This window comes from Pseudomonas sp. KU43P, assembly GCF_033095865.1.
Lineage (GTDB): Bacteria > Pseudomonadota > Gammaproteobacteria > Pseudomonadales > Pseudomonadaceae > Aquipseudomonas.
The window spans coordinates 5,497,402-5,517,026 of the sequence record NZ_AP019365.1 but is presented as its reverse complement, the minus strand read 5'-3'; the positions used below and the strand labels follow the sequence as shown (position 1 = coordinate 5,517,026).

General features: G+C 63.5%; 14 protein-coding genes and 2 pseudogenes. 12 read left to right on the top strand and 4 right to left on the bottom strand.

Annotated features, from left to right (window positions below; genetic code table 11):
* The first annotated feature begins 105 nt into the window (after window positions 1-105).
* Genes dgcB through KU43P_RS25265 form a run of 3 tightly spaced genes read left to right on the top strand, consistent with a single transcriptional unit; the run spans window position 106 to window position 4,071 of the window.
* The gene (dgcB, locus tag KU43P_RS25275) at window positions 106-2,058 is read left to right on the top strand and encodes a dimethylglycine demethylation protein DgcB (RefSeq protein WP_317660171.1); all 1,953 of its coding nucleotides are present in this window, start codon (window positions 106-108) and stop codon (window positions 2,056-2,058) included.
* Window positions 2,058-3,290, top strand: a complete 1,233-nt coding sequence (locus tag KU43P_RS25270) for an electron transfer flavoprotein subunit alpha/FixB family protein (RefSeq protein WP_317660170.1) — start codon at window positions 2,058-2,060, stop codon at window positions 3,288-3,290. The genes dgcB and KU43P_RS25270 overlap by 1 nt, the downstream gene beginning before the upstream one ends.
* Window positions 3,291-3,300: 10 nt before the next feature.
* Window positions 3,301-4,071 carry an electron transfer flavoprotein subunit beta gene (locus tag KU43P_RS25265; RefSeq protein WP_254481791.1) on the top strand — a complete coding sequence of 257 codons (771 nt, stop codon included), beginning with the start codon at window positions 3,301-3,303 and terminating at the stop codon, window positions 4,069-4,071.
* Between the two features lie 688 nt (window positions 4,072-4,759).
* Here KU43P_RS25265 and gbcA read toward each other — a convergent pair.
* Window positions 4,760-6,052: a glycine-betaine demethylase subunit GbcA gene (gbcA, locus tag KU43P_RS25260; protein ID WP_317660169.1), complete on the bottom strand. Its 1,293-nt coding sequence runs from the start codon at window positions 6,050-6,052 to the stop codon at window positions 4,760-4,762.
* Window positions 6,053-6,347: 295 nt separating this feature from the next.
* Between gbcA and gbcB the strand changes: the two genes are divergently transcribed.
* Window positions 6,348-7,448: a glycine-betaine demethylase subunit GbcB gene (gene gbcB, locus KU43P_RS25255; RefSeq protein WP_317660168.1), complete on the top strand. Its 1,101-nt coding sequence runs from the start codon at window positions 6,348-6,350 to the stop codon at window positions 7,446-7,448.
* Window positions 7,449-7,577: 129 nt separating this feature from the next.
* On the opposite strand, the gene KU43P_RS27170 is transcribed toward gbcB, so the two are convergent.
* Window positions 7,578-8,441 (bottom strand): methyl-accepting chemotaxis protein, encoded by an 864-nt coding sequence (locus KU43P_RS27170; RefSeq protein WP_411567270.1) that lies wholly within the window; start codon window positions 8,439-8,441, stop codon window positions 7,578-7,580.
* Window positions 8,433-9,188 (bottom strand): annotated as a pseudogene (locus KU43P_RS27165) (MCP four helix bundle domain-containing protein); the annotation flags it as partial. The gene KU43P_RS27170 and the pseudogene KU43P_RS27165, both read right to left, overlap by 9 nt.
* Window positions 9,189-9,479: 291 nt before the next feature.
* Between KU43P_RS27165 and KU43P_RS25245 the strand changes: the two are divergent.
* The 4 genes and pseudogenes from KU43P_RS25245 (at window position 9,480) to KU43P_RS27155 (ending at window position 12,101) form a co-directional block, all read left to right on the top strand.
* On the top strand, window positions 9,480-9,710 hold the full coding sequence (locus KU43P_RS25245) for a hypothetical protein (RefSeq protein ID WP_079226248.1): 231 nt from the start codon (window positions 9,480-9,482) through the stop codon (window positions 9,708-9,710).
* Window positions 9,707-10,009: a cell division protein ZapA gene (locus tag KU43P_RS25240; RefSeq protein WP_317660166.1), complete on the top strand. Its 303-nt coding sequence runs from the start codon at window positions 9,707-9,709 to the stop codon at window positions 10,007-10,009. Before KU43P_RS25245 ends, KU43P_RS25240 begins: the two co-directional genes overlap by 4 nt.
* A 154-nt stretch (window positions 10,010-10,163) precedes the next feature.
* A pseudogene (locus KU43P_RS27160) lies at window positions 10,164-11,237 on the top strand (cache domain-containing protein); the annotation flags it as partial.
* Between the two features lie 126 nt (window positions 11,238-11,363).
* The gene (locus tag KU43P_RS27155) at window positions 11,364-12,101 is read left to right on the top strand and encodes a methyl-accepting chemotaxis protein (RefSeq protein WP_411567269.1); all 738 of its coding nucleotides are present in this window, start codon (window positions 11,364-11,366) and stop codon (window positions 12,099-12,101) included.
* A gap of 107 nt (window positions 12,102-12,208) precedes the next feature.
* On the opposite strand, the gene KU43P_RS25230 is transcribed toward KU43P_RS27155, so the two are convergent.
* Complete coding sequence (locus KU43P_RS25230; RefSeq protein ID WP_317660164.1) at window positions 12,209-13,249, bottom strand: threonine aldolase family protein; 1,041 nt, start codon at window positions 13,247-13,249, stop codon at window positions 12,209-12,211.
* Between the two features lie 316 nt (window positions 13,250-13,565).
* Between KU43P_RS25230 and KU43P_RS25225 the strand changes: the two genes are divergently transcribed.
* From KU43P_RS25225 to KU43P_RS25210, 4 genes are read left to right on the top strand one after another with little or no spacing between them, the layout of a single operon-like run.
* On the top strand, window positions 13,566-14,819 hold the full coding sequence (locus tag KU43P_RS25225) for a serine hydroxymethyltransferase (RefSeq protein WP_028625728.1): 1,254 nt from the start codon (window positions 13,566-13,568) through the stop codon (window positions 14,817-14,819).
* 15 nt (window positions 14,820-14,834) lie between these two features.
* The gene (locus KU43P_RS25220) at window positions 14,835-16,085 is read left to right on the top strand and encodes a sarcosine oxidase subunit beta family protein (RefSeq protein WP_317660163.1); all 1,251 of its coding nucleotides are present in this window, start codon (window positions 14,835-14,837) and stop codon (window positions 16,083-16,085) included.
* 14 nt (window positions 16,086-16,099) lie between these two features.
* Window positions 16,100-16,435 carry a sarcosine oxidase subunit delta gene (locus tag KU43P_RS25215; RefSeq protein ID WP_016393298.1) on the top strand — a complete coding sequence of 112 codons (336 nt, stop codon included), beginning with the start codon at window positions 16,100-16,102 and terminating at the stop codon, window positions 16,433-16,435.
* Entirely contained in the window at window positions 16,432-19,449 is a 3,018-nt protein-coding gene (locus tag KU43P_RS25210; RefSeq protein ID WP_317660162.1) for a sarcosine oxidase subunit alpha, read from the top strand. The genes KU43P_RS25215 and KU43P_RS25210 overlap by 4 nt, the downstream gene beginning before the upstream one ends.
* Window positions 19,450-19,625: the final 176 nt, after the last annotated feature.

The window sequence follows — 19,625 nt, the reverse complement described above, 5'->3', positions numbered from 1 at the left end:
GAACGACGCGGTTATCATGCGATCCGCGGTGCCCGCATCGCTGGCAAGCCAGCTCCCACAGGCATTTTTGTCGGCACGACCTGAAGTGTCTTTTGGGAGCCTCCCATGTTGAACACCCTTCTACCCATCCTGCTGTTCGCTGCCCTTGGCCTGGCGGTGCTCGGCGCCCTGCGCCGGGTACGCATGTGGCGGCGTGGCCGAGCCTCCAAGGTCGACCTGATCGGCGGCCTGCTGGCCATGCCGCGGCGCTACCTGGTGGACCTGCACCACGTGGTCGAGCGCGACAAGTACATGTCCAAGACCCACGTGGCCACCGCGGGCGGCTTCGTGCTGTCGGCCGTGCTGGCGATCCTGGTGCACGGCTTCGGCCTGCAGAGCAAGATCCTCGGCTATGCCTTGCTGGTGGCCACGGTGATCATGTTCACGGGCGCCCTCTTCGTCTTCAAGCGCCGCCTGAACCCGCCCTCGCGCCTGTCCAAGGGCCCGTGGATGCGCCTGCCGAAAAGCCTGCTGGCGTTCGCCGCGAGCTTCTTCATCGCCACCTTGCCGGTCGCCGGCATCCTGCCGGCCAACACCGGTGGCTGGGTGATGGTTGCCGTGCTGGGCCTGGGCGTCCTGTGGGGCGTGTCGGAGCTGTTCTTCGGCATGACCTGGGGCGGCCCGATGAAACACGCCTTCGCCGGTGCCCTGCACCTGGCCTGGCACCGCCGCGCCGAACGCTTCGGCGGCGGACGCTCCACCGGCCTCAAGCCGCTGGACCTGGAAGACCCGAACGCACCGCTGGGTGTGGAAAAGCCGGTGGATTTCACCTGGAACCAGCTGCTCGGTTTCGACGCCTGCGTGCAGTGCGGCAAGTGCGAAGCCATGTGCCCGGCGTTCGCGGCTGGCCAGCCGCTGAACCCGAAAAAGCTCATCCAGGACATGGTCATCGGCCTGGCCGGTGGTACTGACGCGCAGTTCGCTGGCAGCCCTTACCCTGGCAAGCCGATCGGCGAACATGGCGGTAACCCGCACCAGCCAATCGTCAACGGCCTGGTCGACGCCGAGACGCTGTGGTCGTGCACCACCTGCCGCGCCTGCGTCGAGGAGTGCCCGATGATGATCGAGCACGTCGATGCCATCGTCGACATGCGCCGCCACCTCACGCTTGAAAAAGGCGCGACGCCGAATAAGGGCGCCGAGGTGCTGGACAACCTGATCGCCACCGACAACCCAGGCGGCTTTGCCCCGGGCGGGCGGATGAACTGGGCAGCCGACCTCAACCTGAATCTGCTGTCGGAGGTGCAAAGCACCGAAGTACTGTTCTGGGTCGGCGACGGCGCCTTCGACATGCGCAACCAGCGCACCCTGCGTTCGTTCGTGAAAGTGCTCAAGGCCTCCGGCGTCGACTTCGCCGTGCTCGGTCTGGAAGAGCGCGACAGCGGCGACGTGGCGCGTCGCCTGGGTGACGAGGCGACCTTCCAGCAACTGGCCAAGCGCAACATCCAGACCTTGGCCAAGTACAAGTTCCAGCGCATCGTCACTTGCGACCCCCACAGCTTTCACGTGCTGAAGAACGAGTACGGCGCGCTGGGCGGCGACTACCAGGTGCAGCACCACAGTACCTACATCGCCGAACTGATCGCAGCCAAGAAGCTCAACCTCGGCCAGCACAAGGGCGGCAGCGTCACCTACCACGACCCGTGCTACCTGGGCCGTTACAACGGTGAGTACGAAGCGCCCCGTGAAGTGCTCAAGGCGCTCGGCATCGAAGTGCGCGAGATGGAGCGTTCGGGCTTCCGCTCCCGTTGCTGTGGCGGTGGTGGCGGTGCGCCGATCACCGACATCCCGGGCAAGCAGCGTATTCCCGACATGCGCATGGACGACATCCGCGAAACGCAAGCCGAGCTGGTGGCCGTGGGCTGCCCGCAGTGCACCGCGATGCTCGAAGGTGTGGTCGAACCACGCCCACAGATCAAGGACCTCGCCGAGCTGGTAGCCGATGTGCTGATCGAAGAGGAAACTCCCGCGGCCCCAAAGTCGCCAACGGTCAAACGTGAACCTGCGGAGGTGCACTGATGAGCGACATCATCCGCCGCGACCCACGCGCCGAGTGGATCGCCCGTAACCGTCTGCACCCGCTGCACGCGGCGATGCAGACGCAACAGACCCGCTGGATGGGGCCCAACGGCCTCATCCGGAAGAATCCCCATGCGCTTGCCGCTGGTTTCATCGGCCCTGCTGGCCTCAAGCGTATCGACCGCAGTGGTGCGCAGCAGGGTACGGGTGTCGGTGGGCGGCGCACCGCAGCTGCCGAAGTGCAACTGCCGCTGCATCAGGTGCCAGCACCGGCGTTCTATATTGCCGTGGTACCCGACATGGTCGGTGGCCGCCTGAGCAGCCACGACCGTGACTTGCTCGGCTTGGCCCACAGCCTGGCCGGCAGCGACGGTGCGGTGCTCGCCGTGGTATTCGGCGAACACAAGGAAAACAACTTCTCCACAGCTGGCGTCGACCGACTGCTGGTCATCGAGGGCGAGGCCTTCGAAGGTTATGCACCGGAACAACTGGTGCAAGGCCTGCGGGCTGTGGATAACCAGTTCACCCCACGCCACTGGCTGTTGCCCGACAGCCGTACCGGTGGCGGCGAGCTGGGTCGGCGCCTCGGCGCGGCACTGGGCGAGCGCCCGGCGACGCGGGTCTGGCAGGTTAAGGACGGCCAGTGCATCGGCCGTGCCGGTGCTGGCCAGCAGGACCTGCAGCGTGCCGTGCCACGCTTGATCCTGGGCGCGGCAGAGTGCGCCGAGCCGGTCAGCGAAACCCGCCATGAAGCGCTGTCGGTGGAGTTGTCCACAAGCGTTGCGCGCAGCCTGTCGCGTATCGAGGATCTCGGCTCCGTAGCCGTCGACCCGGCCACCATCGCCATGGCCGAGGCGGAATTCATCGTCTCCGGCGGCAACGGCGTAAAGGACTGGGATCTCTACCACAAGGCCACTGCGGCCTTGGGCGCTACCGAAGGCGCCTCGCGGGTGGCGGTGGACGACGGCTTCATGCCGCGCAATCGCCAGGTGGGCGCCACCGGCACCTGGGTCACGGCGCGGGTCTACGTGGCTGTGGGTATCTCGGGCGCGATCCAGCATCTGCAAGGCATCGGCGCTTGCGACAAGGTGGTGGCGATCAACATGGACCCGGGCTGCGACATGATCAAACGGGCTGACCTGTCGGTAATTGGCGACAGCTCGGCGATTCTCCAGGCACTGATCGAGGCTGTGGACAACTTCCGCAGCGGCGGCCAGCGCGACGCGGCATAAGGGCATGAGCATGAGTACGAAAGTCATCAGCCTGGTTTCCATCGGTGCCCACCCAAGCTCCGGTCGCGCCCGCCGCGCCGAGCAGGATGCCCGCGCCGTGGAGCTGGGCTTGCAGCTGGCTGGGGATAACTTGCAGGTGGTGCATGCCGGCGATCCTCGGGAAGAGGCCCTGCGGGCTTACCTGGGCATGGGCCTGGATCATCTCGACGTGCTGGAACAGCCGGCTGGCGCCGATGTGTTGGGCGTGCTCGGTGATTATTTGCGCGATGCCGGTGCCCAGTTGGTGCTCACCGGCAGCCAGGCAGAGACTGGCGAAGGGTCGGGCATGTTGCCGTTCCTGTTGGCCGAGAAGCTGGGCTGGCCGCTGGTGGTGGGGCTGGCTGAAGTGGAGTCGATCGAAAATGGCACTGCCCAGGTGCTGCAAGCATTGCCACGTGGGCAACGGCGCCGCTTGAAAGTACGCCTGCCGTTGCTGGCGACTGTGGATAACGCTGCACCCAAGCCGCGCCAGAGTGCGTTTGGGCCGGCGCGTCGGGGTGTGCTGGCGGCACGTAATGTGGCGATCGTCGAAGATGAACTGCTGGCGGATGCCGAGCTGCAACCGGCGCGGCCACGGCCCAAGCGGCTCAAGGTGATCAAGGCGAAGAGCGGTGCGGACCGGATGAAGGCGGCGACAGCCAAGGCCAGTGGTGGCGGCGGTAAGGTGTTGAAGGATGTTTCTCCACAGGAAGGCGCCGAGGCGATTCTGAAGTTGTTGGTGGAGGAGGGGGTTTTGCGCTGATCGCACTGGCCTCATCGCCGGCAAGCCGGCTCCTACAGGTACACCACAGATTTCAAGACTTGTGGTGTACCTGTGGGAGCCGGCTTACCGGCGATGAGGCCGGTACAGGCAAACTTGCCCACCGAATCTGTTCGCCAACATGTGGATAAAGTGTTCACCTATCGCTGCAGCCCAGGTTTGACAAGGTCTACATGGCTTTGATCAAAAATTGACCAGCCTCTCCCGACTGTTTTGTCCCATCCCCCAGGCAACGCCACCCCAGGTTTCCCACAATCGCTGTTAACCGGTCTGTGGATAATATGTTCGGTAAAGCCTGAAGGCCTCGTATTTTCTGGCCTGCACGAATATGATCAAATAATGATCAATCGCCTCGAAATCTCTTCCAGATCAGCATTTTCAGTGACTTGCGCTGTTATCCACAGTCATTTCTTGAGCAAGCTGATATCTGCACACAAAATCTGTTGGCCCTTCTGTGGACAAGGTGTTCGGTGAGTGCTGAAGGCAGCGTATTCATTGGCCTTCAGAGGTTTGATCATTAAATGACCAGCCCATAACTGTAGGGGCGCTGCATGACTGTCCACAAGGCCTGTACATAATTCTGTGGGTAAGCTGTGCCGAAGCTATGCATGACAATGTAAAACGCCACGGCTGACAAATCAGCCGTGGCGTTTTCAGTGCTGGCGGAGGGTTACTGCGCTTTCACTTCCTTGAGGTACGGCGCAGGCTCTGCGCCGAGGTTCTCGAGCACGCGCTGGCTGTACCAGTCGATGAAATTGACCACGCCGAACTCATAGGTCTTCGAGTACGGACCAGGCTGATAGGCGGTGGAGTTGATCCCGCGCTGGTTCTCTTCGGCCAGGCGACGGTCCTGGTCGTTGGTGGCATCCCACACCTTGCGCATGCGCTCCGGGTCGTAGTCGACGCCTTCGACCGCATCCTTGTGCACCAGCCACTTGGTCGTGACCATGGTTTCCTGCGCGCTGATCGGCCACACGGTGAAGACGATCATGTGGTCGCCCATGCAGTGGTTCCACGAGTGTGGCAGGTGCAGGATGCGCATCGAGCCCAGGTCCGGGTTCTTGATGCGGCCCATCAGCTTTTGGCAGGCCTGCTTGCCGTCCATGGTCATCGACACGGTGCCCTTGAGCAGCGGCATGCGCACGATGCGGTTACGCAGGCCGTGGCTCTTGTGCAGGTACGGGATCTTCTCGGCTTCCCAGGCGGCAGCGGAGGCGGCCACGTGGTCCTTGAATTCCTGGCTGGCGCGCGGGTCGTTGGTGTCGTCCCACTCCAGCAGGGTCTGCAGCAGTTCCGGGTGCGAACCGCTGCAGTGGTAGCACTCGCGGTTGTTTTCCAGCACCAGCTTCCAGTTGGCCTTTTCCATCAAGGTGGTCTGCACCGCCACCTTGGTGTTCTCCATGTCGTACGGTTCCATGTAGTGGTCCAGGGTGGCCAGGAACTCGTCGATGGCAGGTGGGTTTTCCGACAGGCTGATGAAGATGTAGCCACCAGCAACCTTTACGTTCACCGGCTTCAGGCCGTATTCCTTCATGTCGAAGTCGGCGCCCATTTCGGTGCCCGCAAACAGCAGACGGCCGTCCAGTTCATAGGTCCACTGGTGGTAGTGGCAGACCAGCTTGGCCACCTTGCCCTTGTCGCTGACGCACAGGCGCGAACCGCGGTGGCGGCAGACGTTATGGAAGGCGTGTACTTTGCCTTCGGTGCCACGCACCACAAGGATCGGGTTCTTGCCGATCTGCAGGGTGATGTAGTTGCCCTTTGCCGGGATCTCGCAGGTCATGCCGGCGATCAGCCATTCCTTCTGGAAGATCTCCTGCATGTCGATCTGGAACAGACGCTCGTCGGTGTAGAAAGGCTGGGGCAGCGAGTAGGTGCGCTCGCGGGTCTGCAACATCTCGGCGGTGGCCTTGCGTGCAGGTTCCAGTGGATCGCCCAGGCTCAGGGTTGCGGTGACGTCCATCGTGTATTCCTCGGGGCCGTGAGCGGCCGGCAAAAGGTGGCTAATCGTTGTTGTGGTGCCGCAAGGTTGGCTGTCAGAAAACAGCAGGTTCTTTTGCCGTGGAGTGTGCGTCCGAAGGCGGCGCGAACCGTATCCATGGGCGACATGGCCGATTTGAATTACGACGCGCCAGCCCTTGTAGCACGGGGCTGGTCGCGATAAGCACGCCGATGTCGCAGGCAGGAATGTACGTCGCGTTCAGCTTGCGCATTATCCCAGCCATAAAAAGGCCAATTGTCGGCCGCTGGAGAAGAACATGTCCGATACATTCCTCAATCCGGTCAGCACCCAGACCTGGGCCAACGGCCGCCACATCGTGCGCTGCGTCAAGGTCATCCAGGAGACCTGGGACGTGCGCACCTTCTGCTTCATGGCCGACCAGCCGATCATGTTCTTCTTCAAGCCAGGGCAGTTCGTCACCCTGGAGCTGGAGATCGAAGGCAAGCCGGTGATGCGCTCGTACACCATTTCCAGCTCGCCATCGGTGCCCTACAGCTTCTCGATCACCGTCAAGCGCGTGCCGGGTGGGCTGGTGTCCAACTTCCTGCACGACACCATGCACGAAGGCGCCGAGCTGCCGGTGCACGGCCCGGTGGGGCTGTTCAACGCCATCGACTTCCCGGCGGGCAAGGTGCTGTACCTCTCGGGTGGCGTCGGTATCACCCCGGTAATGTCCATGGCGCGCTGGTTCTACGACACCAATGCCAATGTCGACATGGTCTTCGTGCACAGCGCCCGTTCGCCGAAAGACATCATCTACCACCGCGAGCTGGAGCAGATGGCTTCGCGCATCCCCAACTTCAGCCTGCACATCATTTGCGAGAAGCACGGCTTGGGCGAACCCTGGGCGGGCTACCGCGGTTACCTCAACCAGCGGCTGATGGAGCTGATTGCGCCCGACTACATGGAACGCACGGTGTTCTGCTGCGGCCCGACGCCGTACATGACGGCGGTCAAGCGCATGCTCGAAGCAGTCGGTTTCGACATGAAGAACTACCACGAGGAGTCGTTCGGCGCGACGCCGGCGGAAGCCAAGGCCGACGCTGTCGAGCATGCTGAACAGGCAGCTGATGCGCCGGAGGTGGACGCTTCGGACCTCAACCTGGTGGAGTTCATCGGCAGCGAGAAGAGCATCCGCATCGCCCCGGGCGAGACCGTGCATGCGGCGGCGGCGAAAGTTGGGCTGATGATCCCGAAAGCGTGCGGCATGGGCATTTGCGGTACGTGCAAGGTGCTCAAGCTGGGCGGCGAGGTGGAGATGGAGCACAACGGCGGGATTACCGAGGAGGATGAAGCCGAGGGGTACATCCTGTCGTGCTGTAGTGTGCCGAAGGGGGATGTGCGGATCGATTACTGATTTCGAGATTGCGGGGGCTGCGTTGCAGCCCAATCGCCGGCAAGCCGGCTCCCACAGTGACAGCAGCGCTGCCACCCCTTGTGAGAGCCGGCTTGCCGGCGATTGGGCCGCAAAGCGGCCCTGTTGCACTTAGGTACGGAAGCGGGCCACCAGGCCATTCAAGTCCACTGCCAACCGCGAAAGCTCCGCGCTCGCCGCACTGGTCTGATGCGCCCCGGTCGCACTCTGCACCGACAGGTCGTTGATGTTCACCAGGTTGCGGTCAACCTCGCGCGCCACCTGGGCCTGTTCTTCCGCCGCACTGGCAATCACCAGGTTGCGCTCGTTGATCTGCGCCACCGCGCCGGCAATGCTGTCCAGCGCCAACCCGGCGCCACGGGCGATGTTCAAGGTCGACTCGGCCCGCTCGGTGCTGGTGCGCATCGAATCCACGGCCTGTTCGGTACCGCCCTGGATGCTGCCGATCATCCGCTCGATTTCGCTGGTCGACTGCTGGGTGCGATGGGCCAACGCACGTACTTCATCCGCCACCACGGCAAAACCACGGCCCGCTTCACCGGCACGCGCAGCCTCGATGGCGGCGTTGAGCGCCAGCAGGTTGGTCTGGTCGGCCAGGCCACGGATCACATCGAGCACCTTGCCAATGTCGCGCGACTGCTCGGCCAGGTGCGTGATCAGCTTGGCGGTGGCTTGCACGTCACCGCTCATGCGCTCGATGGCACCCACGGTCTCCAGCACCAGGTCACGGCCATCGCCTGCCGAGCGGCTGGCTTCACTCGAAGCTTCGGAGGTGCTCACGGCATTGCGCGCCACTTCTTCCACGGCGCTGGTCATTTCGGTGACCGCCGTGGCGGCCTGTTCGATCTCGTTGTTCTGCTGCTGCAGGCCGCGGGCGCTGACGTCGGTAACGCAGTTCAGCTCTTCGGCAGCCGAGGCCAGCTGGGTGGCGGAGCCGGCGATCAGTTGCAGGGTGTCGCGCAGTTTGTCCTGCATGCGGGCCATGGCGCGCAGCAGGCGGGCCGCTTCGTCGGTGCCTTCGGCGCGGATGATATGGGTGAGGTCACCGTCGGCGACCTGTTCGGCGGCCTTGAGCGCTTCGTCGATCGGCTTGACGATGCTGCGGGTGAGCAGGAAGGCGCAGAGGAAGGTCAGCAGGGTGGCGGCGATCAGCAGGCCGATCACCAGGGCAAACGCTGCAGCGTATTGGCTGGAGGCGATCTCGTTGGTTGCGCGGGTCTGATCGGTGTTGATCTTCACCAGGGTGTCCATGACCTTGTTGATCTGCTCGGAATTGGCCAGCAGGTCGCGGTTGAGCAAGTCACGCAGCTCGTCGGTGCGGTTGGCCTGGCTCAGGCTGCGCATGCGCGCTTCCAGTTGGCGATACTGAGTGAGCAGCTGGGTGTACTGGTCGAAGGCCGCTTGTTCGTCGGCGGCGCCGATCATCGGTAGGTAGGCCTGGCGGGCACGGTCGATCTGGGCGTTGCGCTGGTCCAGCAGGTTGAGGGTATCGCGCTGCACCTCAGGCTCGCGGTTGAGCAGCAGGCGGTAGGAGAGGGTGCGCATGCGCAGGTTCAGCGCGGTCAGCTCGTCCAGGGTCTTGATGCTGGGGACGCTGATCTGCTCGATGGCCACGCCGGCCTGGCGGATGTTGCCCATCTGCATCAGCGAGAAGATACCGAGGCCGAGCATCAGCAGCCCAATAAGGGCGAACCCGAGCAAGGCGCGCGGCGCGATATTCATGTTACGTAGAGACATGGGGGAAGAGTCCAGGCAAGGAAAGAGGGCGCAGTCCATGCGACGAAATAAGACGTACCTGGGCTATCGGTCGTGACCGTTCAGTCTTGAGTACGACCAAAGAAAATTGTGAGCCAGCTATCTATTTACCTGACCGGCGGTTGACCCAGGTCGGAACAAGGGGCCCCTTACTCTGTCAATCTGGCAGGCATAAGCCTTATGAATCCGATATTTAATGGCGAGGGCTGACACTTTTCTTTATCGTGTGCGCCCTTTGCAACAACCCGAGATATCCCCATGCTGGAAGCATCCCTGAATCAACTCGAGCAACTGGTCAGCGACCTGATGCAGAAAAACGCTCAACTCACCGAGCAGAACACCACCCTCGGCCAGGAACTGGCCCAGGCCAAAGAAGAGAACGAGACCCTGCAGCTGTCGCTGATGGAGCAGGAAGAGAAGCACGGCGCTACCGCCGCGCGTATCCAGGCGCTCGTTGACCGCGCCAGTGCCGGTGTCGTCGGCGCATGAGACTGCAACAGCAGCCGATCAATGTCGTGTCGATCCTCGGCAGCGACTATTCGATCAAGGCGCCTGAAGGCCAGGAGGAAACCCTGGCGCAGGCGGTGCAGATGCTCAACACCGCCCTGGCCGAAACCAAGCGTCAGTACCCGACCCTGATCGGCGACAAGCTGCTGGTACTGGCCGCCCTCAACTTGTGTTCCAAGCAGGTCGAACTGCAGAAGGAACACCAGCAGACTCTCGAGCGGACCCAGGCGCAGATCGACGCCACGGTGGACGCTATCGTTCGGACCATCGCCGAACAGTAGGAACGGATTCATCCGCGATGCGGTGGTGAATTCAATGCCGCTTCGCGGATAAATCCTTTCCTGCAAGGTTGATCTGTTGTTCCAGGTCACTGGCATAACTGCATACTCAAGTGTATACACTTCCCGTAAAACAATAATTAACGGGGAGCGGGGCATGCGTATCTGGCGTAAGAGTATCCAGTGGCAGTTGATCGCGAGCATGGGCGCTGCCCTGCTGGCGAGCATCCTGGTGGTGGTGGTGATCTTCACGGTGGCGCTAAACCGCCTGACCGAACGTTATCTGCTCGACACAGCGCTGCCGGCCAGCGTCGAAGCCATCCGCAACGATATCGAACGCATGCTCGGCCAGCCGCTGGTGGCTGCCGCCGACATTGCCGGCAATACCCTGCTGCGCGACTGGTTGGCTGCAGGCGAAGACCCTGCCGAGCGCCCTCGCTTCATCGAGTACCTGGAGGCTGCCCGGCAGCGCAACCAGGCCTTCACCACGATGTTCGCCGCCACCGATACTGGCCACTACTACAACGAGAAAGGCCTTGATCGCACCCTCAGCCGCGACAACCCCAAAGACAGCTGGTTTTACGGCTACATCGACAGCGGCGCCAAGCGCCTGATCAACATCGACATCGACGGCTCAACGGGCGAGCTGGCGCTATTCATCGACTACCGCGTTGAAAAGGACGGCAAGCTGGTGGGCGTGGCGGGCATGGGCCTGCGCATGAGTGAGCTGTCGAAGTTGATCCATGACTTCAGCTTTGGCGAGCACGGCAAGGTGTACCTGGTGCGCAACGACGGCTTGATCCAGGTTCACCCGGACGCAGCCTTCAGCGGCAAGCGGCAACTGGTTGAACAGCTCGATGCGCCTGCAGCCAAGGCGCTGCTCAGTGGCGAAGCGGGCCTTCGCAGCAGCCGCTTCCAGCGTGATGGCGAAGCCTACCTGGCCCTGGGGTTGCCCTTGCGCGACCTGAACTGGACCTTGGTCGCCGAAGTGCCTGAGGCGGAAATCTACGCACAGATGCGTCAGGCGGTGTGGCTCACCACCCTGATTGGCGGTGGCGTCGCGCTGCTCTCGCTGCTGCTGGTAGTGCTACTGGCGCGTGGGCTGGTCAAACCAATCCGCCAGGTCACGGCAGCCTTGGTGCAGATTGGCAGCGGCGGTGGTGACTTGAGCCAACGCCTGGACGACTCACGCCAGGACGAACTGGGCGACCTGGCCCGAGGCTTCAATCGTTTCCTCGACAGCCAGCGTGGCCTGATCGGCGAAGTGCTGCGTACCACCGAGCGCCTGCATGTTGCCGTGGAGCAGGTAACCCAGGTGGTGGACAACACTGCCGAGCGCTCCGGGCGGCAGCAGGAAATGACCGAGATGGTCGCCACTGCCGTGCATGAGATGGGCCTGACCGTGCAGGAAATTGCGCGCAATGCCGGCGATGCTGCACAGGCCTCGCAAGCGGCGCGCGATGAAGCCTCGCAGGCGCGAGAGGTGGTGCAGCGGTCGATCCAAGGCATCGAAGGCATGTCCGGCGACATTGGCAAGGCCGCGGATGCGGTAAGCCAGCTGGCCGATGAAGTAGCCTCGATCGACGAAGTGCTTGCGGTGATTCGCAGTATTTCCGAGCAGACCAATTTGCTGGCACTCAATGCCGCCATCGAGGCCGCGCGGGCAGGGGAGATGGGGCGAGGCTTTGCCGTGGTGGCCGATGAAGTGCGCACCCTGGCCCGGCGCACGCAGCTGTCTACCGATGAGGTACAGCAGATGATTCAGCGGCTCAAGCAGGGGGCGGGCTCGGCGGTGACGTCGATGCAGGCGGGCCAGCAGGCCACAGGCAGTGGCGTGGCGTTCAGCCAGCGGACCGGCACGTCGCTGGGGGCGATCACCGACCAGGTTGAGCACATCAGCGACATGAACCATCAGGTGGCGACGGCGACCGAGGAGCAGTCGGCAGTGACCGAGGAGATCAATCGCACGGTGCAGGGGATCTCCGATCTGGCGCGGGAGACGGCAGCGGAGGTGCAAGGGTGTCGGGAAGAGTGCCAGGCGTTGCGTGGCTTGGCGGATGACCTGGCGCGGCAGATGGGGGGGTTCAGGCTTTAGCTGGGTGGTGGGCCTATCGCCGGCAAGCCGGCTCCCACAGGTTACTTCACTGCCCTTGAGAACAGTGGAGTACCTGTGGGAGCCGGCTTGCCGGCGATTGCGATCTGTCAGGCGCCGATGATGGCGCGGATATCCGCCGCCAGCTCGCGCACCCGCGCTTCCTCGGTATCCCACGAACACATGAACCGCGCCCCACCGCTGCCGATAAAGGTATAGAACCTCCACCCCTTGCCGCGCAGCGCCTCCAGTGCTTGTTCCGGCATCTGCAGGAACACCCCGTTGGCCTCCACCGGGAACATCAGCTCCACTCCCGGCAAATCACTCACCAACGATGCCAGCAACTGCGCACAGCGGTTGGCATGCGCGCCATGGCGCAACCAGGCGCCATCTTCCAGCAGCCCTACCCAGGGCGCAGAAAGGAAGCGCATCTTCGACGCCAGTTGCCCGGCCTGCTTGCAGCGGTAGTCGAAGTCATCGGCCAGGTCGCGATTGAAGAACAGGATCGCCTCGCCGACCGCCATGCCGTTCTTGGTGCCGCCAAAACACAGCACATCGACGCCGGCCTTCCAGGTCAGCTCGGCCGGGCTGCAGCCGAGGAACGAGCAGGCGTTGCTGAAGCGCGCGCCGTCCATGTGCAGGTTCAGGCCCAGCTCTTTGCAGGTGGCGCTGATCGCCTTGAGCTCGTCGGGGCGGTACACGGTGCCCACTTCGGTGGCCTGGGTGATGGTCACCACACGCGGCTTGGGGTAGTGGATGTCCTGGCGCTTGAGCGCCACTTCACGGATCGATTCGGGCGTCAGCTTGCCGTTGACGCTGGGCGCGGTCAGTAACTTGGAACCGTTGGAGAAGAACTCCGGAGCACCGCATTCGTCGGTCTCGACGTGGGCAGTCTCGGAGCAGATCACACTGTGGTAGCTCTGGCACAGCGAGGCCAGGGCCAGGGAGTTGGCGGCAGTGCCGTTGAAGGCGAAGAACACTTCGCAGTCGGTTTCGAACAGCTTGCGAAAGTACTCCGAGGCGCGCTCGGTCCACTGGTCGTCGCCGTAGGCGCGGTCGTGGCCGTGGTTGGCCTTCTCCATCGCCGCCCAGGCTTCGGGGCAGATACCGGAATAGTTGTCGCTGGCGAATTGCTGGCTCTTGTCTGTCATGGCACGGTCCTGTGAACGACGCAGAAGCGCACTCTAAACCATTGCTGAAACGGTTGCCTATACAAGCAACTTCACTGGCCCTATCGCCGGCAAGCCGGCTCCCACAGGTACCGCGCTGCACTCGAAGGCAGTGATTTCCTTGTGGGAGCCGGCTTGCCGGCGATCGGGCCAGGACGAACAACCCAAAAGCCAATGTCGTAAACGCGCCATTGCAAGGCGTGCGCAGGCATCTGACCCACCCCCGCCAGTCATACCATCGCCACAAAGGGCCACAGTGCCTTAAAGACAAGAACCGATCGCTGCCGGGAGAAACAAGATGTTCAGCAAGCAAGACCAGATCCAGGGTTACGACGACGCACTGCTGGCGGCGATGAATGCCGAAGAACAGCGCCAGGAAGATCACATCGAGCTGATCGCCTCGGAGAACTACACCAGCAAGCGCGTGATGCAAGCCCAGGGCAGCGGCCTGACCAACAAGTACGCCGAAGGTTACCCAGGCAAGCGCTACTACGGCGGCTGCGAGCACGTCGACAAGGTCGAGGCGCTGGCCATCGAGCGCGCCAAGCAGCTGTTCGGTGCTGACTACGCCAACGTCCAGCCGCACTCCGGCTCCTCGGCCAACGGCGCGGTCTACCTGGCCCTGCTGCAAGCTGGCGACACCATCCTGGGCATGAGCCTGGCCCACGGCGGCCACCTCACCCACGGCGCCAAGGTGTCGTCCTCGGGCAAGCTATACAACGCGGTGCAATACGGCATCGACACCAACACCGGCCTGATCGACTACGACGAAGTCGAGCGCCTGGCCGTCGAGCACAAGCCGAAGATGATCGTCGCCGGCTTCTCCGCCTACTCCAAGACCCTCGACTTCCCGCGCTTCCGCGCCATCGCCGACAAGGTCGGGGCGCTGCTGTTCGTCGACATGGCCCACGTCGCCGGCCTGGTCGCCGCTGGCCTGTACCCGAACCCGATTCCGTTCGCCGACGTGGTCACCACCACCACCCACAAAACCCTGCGTGGCCCGCGTGGTGGCCTGATCCTGGCCAAGTCGAACGAAGAGATCGAGAAGAAGCTCAACGCCGCCGTGTTCCCCGGCGCCCAGGGCGGCCCGCTGATGCACGTGATCGCCGCCAAGGCCGTGTGCTTCAAGGAAGCGCTGGAGCCTGAGTTCAAGAGCTACCAGAAACAAGTGATCGAAAACGCCCAGGCCATGGCTGAAGTGTTCATCGACCGTGGCTACGATGTGGTGTCCGGCGGTACCGACAACCACCTGTTCCTGGTCAGCCTGATCCGCCAGGGCCTCACCGGTAAAGACGCCGACGCCGCCCTGGGCCGCGCGCACATCACCGTCAACAAGAACGCCGTGCCGAACGACCCGCAGTCGCCGTTCGTCACCTCGGGCCTGCGCATCGGTACCCCGGCGGTCACCACCCGCGGCTTCAAGGTCGCGCAATGTGTAGCCCTGGCCGGCTGGATCTGCGACGTCCTCGACAACCTGGGTGACGCCGACGTCGAAGCCGATGTGGCGAAGAACGTCGCTGCCCTGTGCGCCGACTTCCCTGTTTACCGCTGAGTGGAGTAAACGACCATGCAACGCTACTCGGGCTTCGGCCTCTTCAAACACTCCCTCAGCCACCACGAGAACTGGCAGCGCATGTGGCGCACGCCGACCCCCAAGAAGGTCTACGACGTGGTCATCGTCGGCGGTGGCGGCCATGGCCTGGCCACGGCCTACTACCTGGCCAAGGAACACGGCATCACCAACGTGGCGGTGATCGAGAAGGGTTACCTGGGCGGCGGCAACACCGCCCGTAACACCACCATCGTGCGTTCCAACTACTTGTGGGATGAGTCGGCGCAGCTGTACGAGCACGCCATGAAGCTGTGGGAAGGCCTGTCCCAGGACATCAACTACAACGTGATGTTCTCCCAGCGCGGCGTCTACAACCTGTGCCACACCTTGCAGGACATCCGTGATTCCGAGCGCCGGGTCTCTGCCAACCGCCTCAACGGCGTCGATGGCGAGCTGCTCAATACCGCCCAGGTCGCGGCCGAAATCCCGTACCTGGACTGCTCGAAGAACACCCGCTACCCGATCCTCGGCGCGACCGTTCAGCGCCGTGGGGGTGTCGCCCGTCACGACGCCGTGGCCTGGGGTTATGCCCGTGCCGCCGACGCCCTGGGCGTGGACCTGATCCAGCAGACCGAAGTGATCGGTTTCCGCAAGGAAAACGGCGCGGTCATCGGTGTGGAAACCAACAAGGGCTTCATCGGCGCCAAGCGCGTCGGGGTGGTCACCGCCGGTAACTCCGGGCACATGGCCAAACTGGCCGGCTTCCGCCTGCCGCTGGAATCGCACCCGCTGCAAGCACTGGTATCCGAGCCGATCAAGCCGATCATCGACAGCGTGATCATGTCCAACGCCGTGCACGGCTACATCAGCCAGTCCGACAAGGGCGACCTGGTGATCGGTGCCGGTATCGACGGCTGGGTCGGTTACGGCCAGCGCGGTTCGTACCCGGTGATCGAGCACACCCTGCAGGCCATCGTCGAGATGTTCCCGAACCTCTCGCGCGTGCGCATGAACCGTCAGTGGGGCGGCATCGTCGACACCACCCCGGACGCGTGCCCGATCATCTCCAAGACCCCGGTCAAGAACATGTTCTTCAACTGCGGCTGGGGTACTGGCGGCTTCAAAGCCACTCCCGGCTCGGGCAACGTCTTCGCGGCGAGCCTGGCCAAGGGCGAAATGCACCCGCTGGCTGCGCCTTTCTCCATCGACCGCTTCTACAACGGCGCACTGATCGACGAACACGGCGCCGCCGCTGTCGCCCACTAACCGGAGCCACCGTCATGTTGCATATTTTCTGTCCCCACTGCGGCGAGCTGCGCTCCGAAGAAGAGTTCCACGCCTCTGGCCAGGCGCACATCGCCCGCCCGCTGGACCCTAACGCCTGCTCCGACGAAGAGTGGGGCACCTACATGTTCTTCCGCGACAACCCGCGCGGTATTCACCATGAACTGTGGGACCACGTTGCCGGCTGCCGTCAATACTTCAACGTCACCCGCGACACCGTGACCTACGAGATTCTGGAAACCTACAAGATTGGCGAGAAGCCGCAAGTGACCGCCGCCGGCAAGCAGAACGCTGCACCGTCGACCGTCAAAGGCCAAGGGGAAAAAGTATGAGCCAGACCTATCGCCTCGCCAGCGGCGGCCGCATCGACCGCAGCAAGGTCCTGAACTTCACCTTCAACGGCAAGACCTACCAGGGTTATGCCGGTGACACCCTGGCCGCCGCGCTGCTGGCCAACGGCGTCGACATCGTCGGGCGCAGCTTCAAGTACTCGCGTCCACGCGGCATCATCGCCGCCGGTACCGAAGAGCCGAACGCCATCCTGCAGATCGGCTCCAGCGAAGCCACCCAGATCCCCAACGTGCGCGCCACCCAGCAGGCCCTGTACGCAGGCCTGGTCGCCACCAGCACCAACGGCTGGCCGAACGTCAACAATGACGTCATGGGCATCCTTGGCAAGGTCGGCGGCAGCATGATGCCGCCGGGCTTCTACTACAAAACCTTCATGTACCCGAAATCGTTCTGGATGACGTACGAGAAGTACATCCGCAAGGCAGCCGGCCTGGGCCGTGCGCCGCTGCAGAACGACCCGGACAGCTACGACTACATGAACCAGCACTGCGATGTGCTGATCGTCGGCGCCGGCCCTGCTGGCCTGGCTGCCGCGCTGGCTGCTGCGCGCAGCGGTGCCAGGGTGATCCTGGCAGACGAGCAGGAAGAGTTCGGCGGTAGCCTGCTCGACAGCCGTGAAACCCTCGACGGCAAGCCTGCCGCCGAATGGGTGAACGCTGTCGTCAAGGAACTGCAAAGCCTGCCGGAAGTGACCCTGCTGCCACGCGCCACGGTCAACGGCTACCACGACCACAATTTCCTGACCATCCACGAGCGCCTGACCGACCACCTCGGCGACCGCGCACCGATCGGCCAGGTGCGCCACCGCGTGCACCGTGTCCGCGCCAAGCGTGTGGTTCTGGCTGCCGGCGCCCACGAGCGCCCGCTGGTCTACGGCAACAACGACGTGCCGGGCAACATGCTGGCCGGTGCTGTTTCTACCTACGTGCGCCGCTATGGCGTGGCTCCAGGCCGCAAGCTGGTGCTGTCGACCAACAACGACCATGCTTACCGCGCTGCGCTGGACTGGCACGATGCTGGCCTGCAAGTGGTCGCCATCGCCGACGCCCGCCACAACCCGCGGGGTTCGCTGGTCGAGGAAGCACGTGCCAAGGGCATCCGCATCCTCACCTCCAGTGCCGTGGTCGAGGCCAAGGGCAGCAAGCACGTCACCGGCGCTCGCGTGGCCGCCATCGATGTGCAGGCGCACAAGGTCACCAGCCCTGGCGAAACCCTCGAGTGCGACCTGATCGCCACCTCTGGCGGCTACAGCCCGATCGTTCACCTGGCATCGCACCTGGGCGGTCGCCCGGTCTGGCGTGACGACATCCTCGGCTTCGTGCCGGGCGATGCACCGCAGAAGCGTGAGTGCGTGGGCGGCATCAACGGCGTATACGCCTTGGGCGATGTGATCGCCGATGGTTTCGAAGGCGGCGTTCGCGCAGCCACCGAGGCCGGCTTCAAAGCCACTGTCAGCGCCCTGCCGAAAACCGTCGCACGCAAGGAAGAGGCCACCGTGGCGCTGTTCCAGGTGCCGCACGACAAAGGCAGCAAGGGGCCGAAGCAGTTCGTCGACCAGCAGAACGACGTGACCGCGGCCGGCATTGAGCTGGCCACCCGCGAAGGCTTCGAGTCGGTCGAGCACGTCAAGCGCTACACCGCGCTGGGCTTCGGTACCGACCAGGGCAAGCTGGGCAACATCAACGGTCTGGCGATTGCCGCGCGTTCGATCGGCATCACCATCCCGGAAATGGGCACCACCATGTTCCGCCCGAACTACACCCCGGTGACCTTCGGCGCCGTTGCCGGCCGCCACTGCGGCCACCTGTTCGAGCCGGTGCGCTTCACCGCCCTGCATGCCTGGCATGTCAAGAACGGTGCCGAGTTCGAAGACGTCGGCCAGTGGAAGCGCCCGTGGTACTTCCCCAAGGCCGGTGAAGATATCCACAGCGCCGTGGCTCGCGAATGCAAGGCCGTGCGCGACAGCGTGGGCCTGCTGGACGCCTCGACCCTGGGCAAGATCGACATCCAGGGCCCGGACGCCCGCGAGTTCCTCAACCGCGTGTACTCCAATGCCTGGACCAAGCTCGACGTGGGCAAGGCCCGCTACGGCCTGATGTGCAAGGAAGACGGCATGGTCTTCGACGACGGCGTGACCGCTTGCGTCGGCGACAACCACTTCTACATGACCACCACCACCGGTGGCGCCGCCCGCGTGCTGCAGTGGCTGGAGCTGTACCACCAGACCGAATGGCCGGAGATGAAGGTGTACTTCACCTCGGTCACCGACCACTGGGCCACCCTGACCCTGTCCGGCCCCAACAGCCGCAAGCTGCTCAGCGAGCTGACCGACGACATCGACCTGGACAAGGACGCCTTCCCGTTCATGACCTGGAAGGAAGGCACTGTCGCCGGCGTGCCGACCCGTGTATTCCGTATTTCGTTCACCGGTGAGCTGTCGTACGAAGTGAACGTGCAGGCCAACTACGCCATGGGCGTGCTGGAAAAGGTCATCGAGGCAGGCAAGAAGTACAACCTGACTCCATACGGTACCGAAACCATGCACGTACTGCGTGCCGAGAAGGGCTTCATCATCGTCGGCCAGGACACCGACGGCTCGATGACTCCGGACGATCTCAACATGAGCTGGTGCGTGGGCCGCAACAAGCCGTTCTCGTGGATCGGCCTGCGTGGCATGAACCGCGAGGACTGCGTGCGCGAAAACCGCAAGCAGCTGGTGGGCCTCAAGCCTGTCGACCCGACCAAGTGGCTGCCGGAAGGCGCCCAGCTGGTGTTCGACCCGAAACAGCCGATCCCGATGGACATGGTCGGCCACGTCACCTCCAGCTACGCGGCCAACTCCCTGGGCTATTCGTTCGCCATGGGTGTGGTCAAGGGCGGCCTCAAGCGCATGGGCGAGCGGGTGTATTCGCCGCAGGCCGATGGCAGTGTGATCGAGGCAGAGATCGTTTCTTCGGTGTTCTTCGATCCGAAGGGTGAGCGGCAGAACGTTTGACTCCGGGCCCTGTGGTGAGCCTGCTGGCCCCATCGCCGGCAAGCCGGCTCCCACAGGATCGATGCAGATCTGAAGGCTGATGCTGTACCCGTGTGAGCTGGCTTGCCAGCGATGAGGCCGGCAAAGGCCCCACAAGACAGATGTCTGCATCGCTTCGACGACCAAGAATTCAAGGC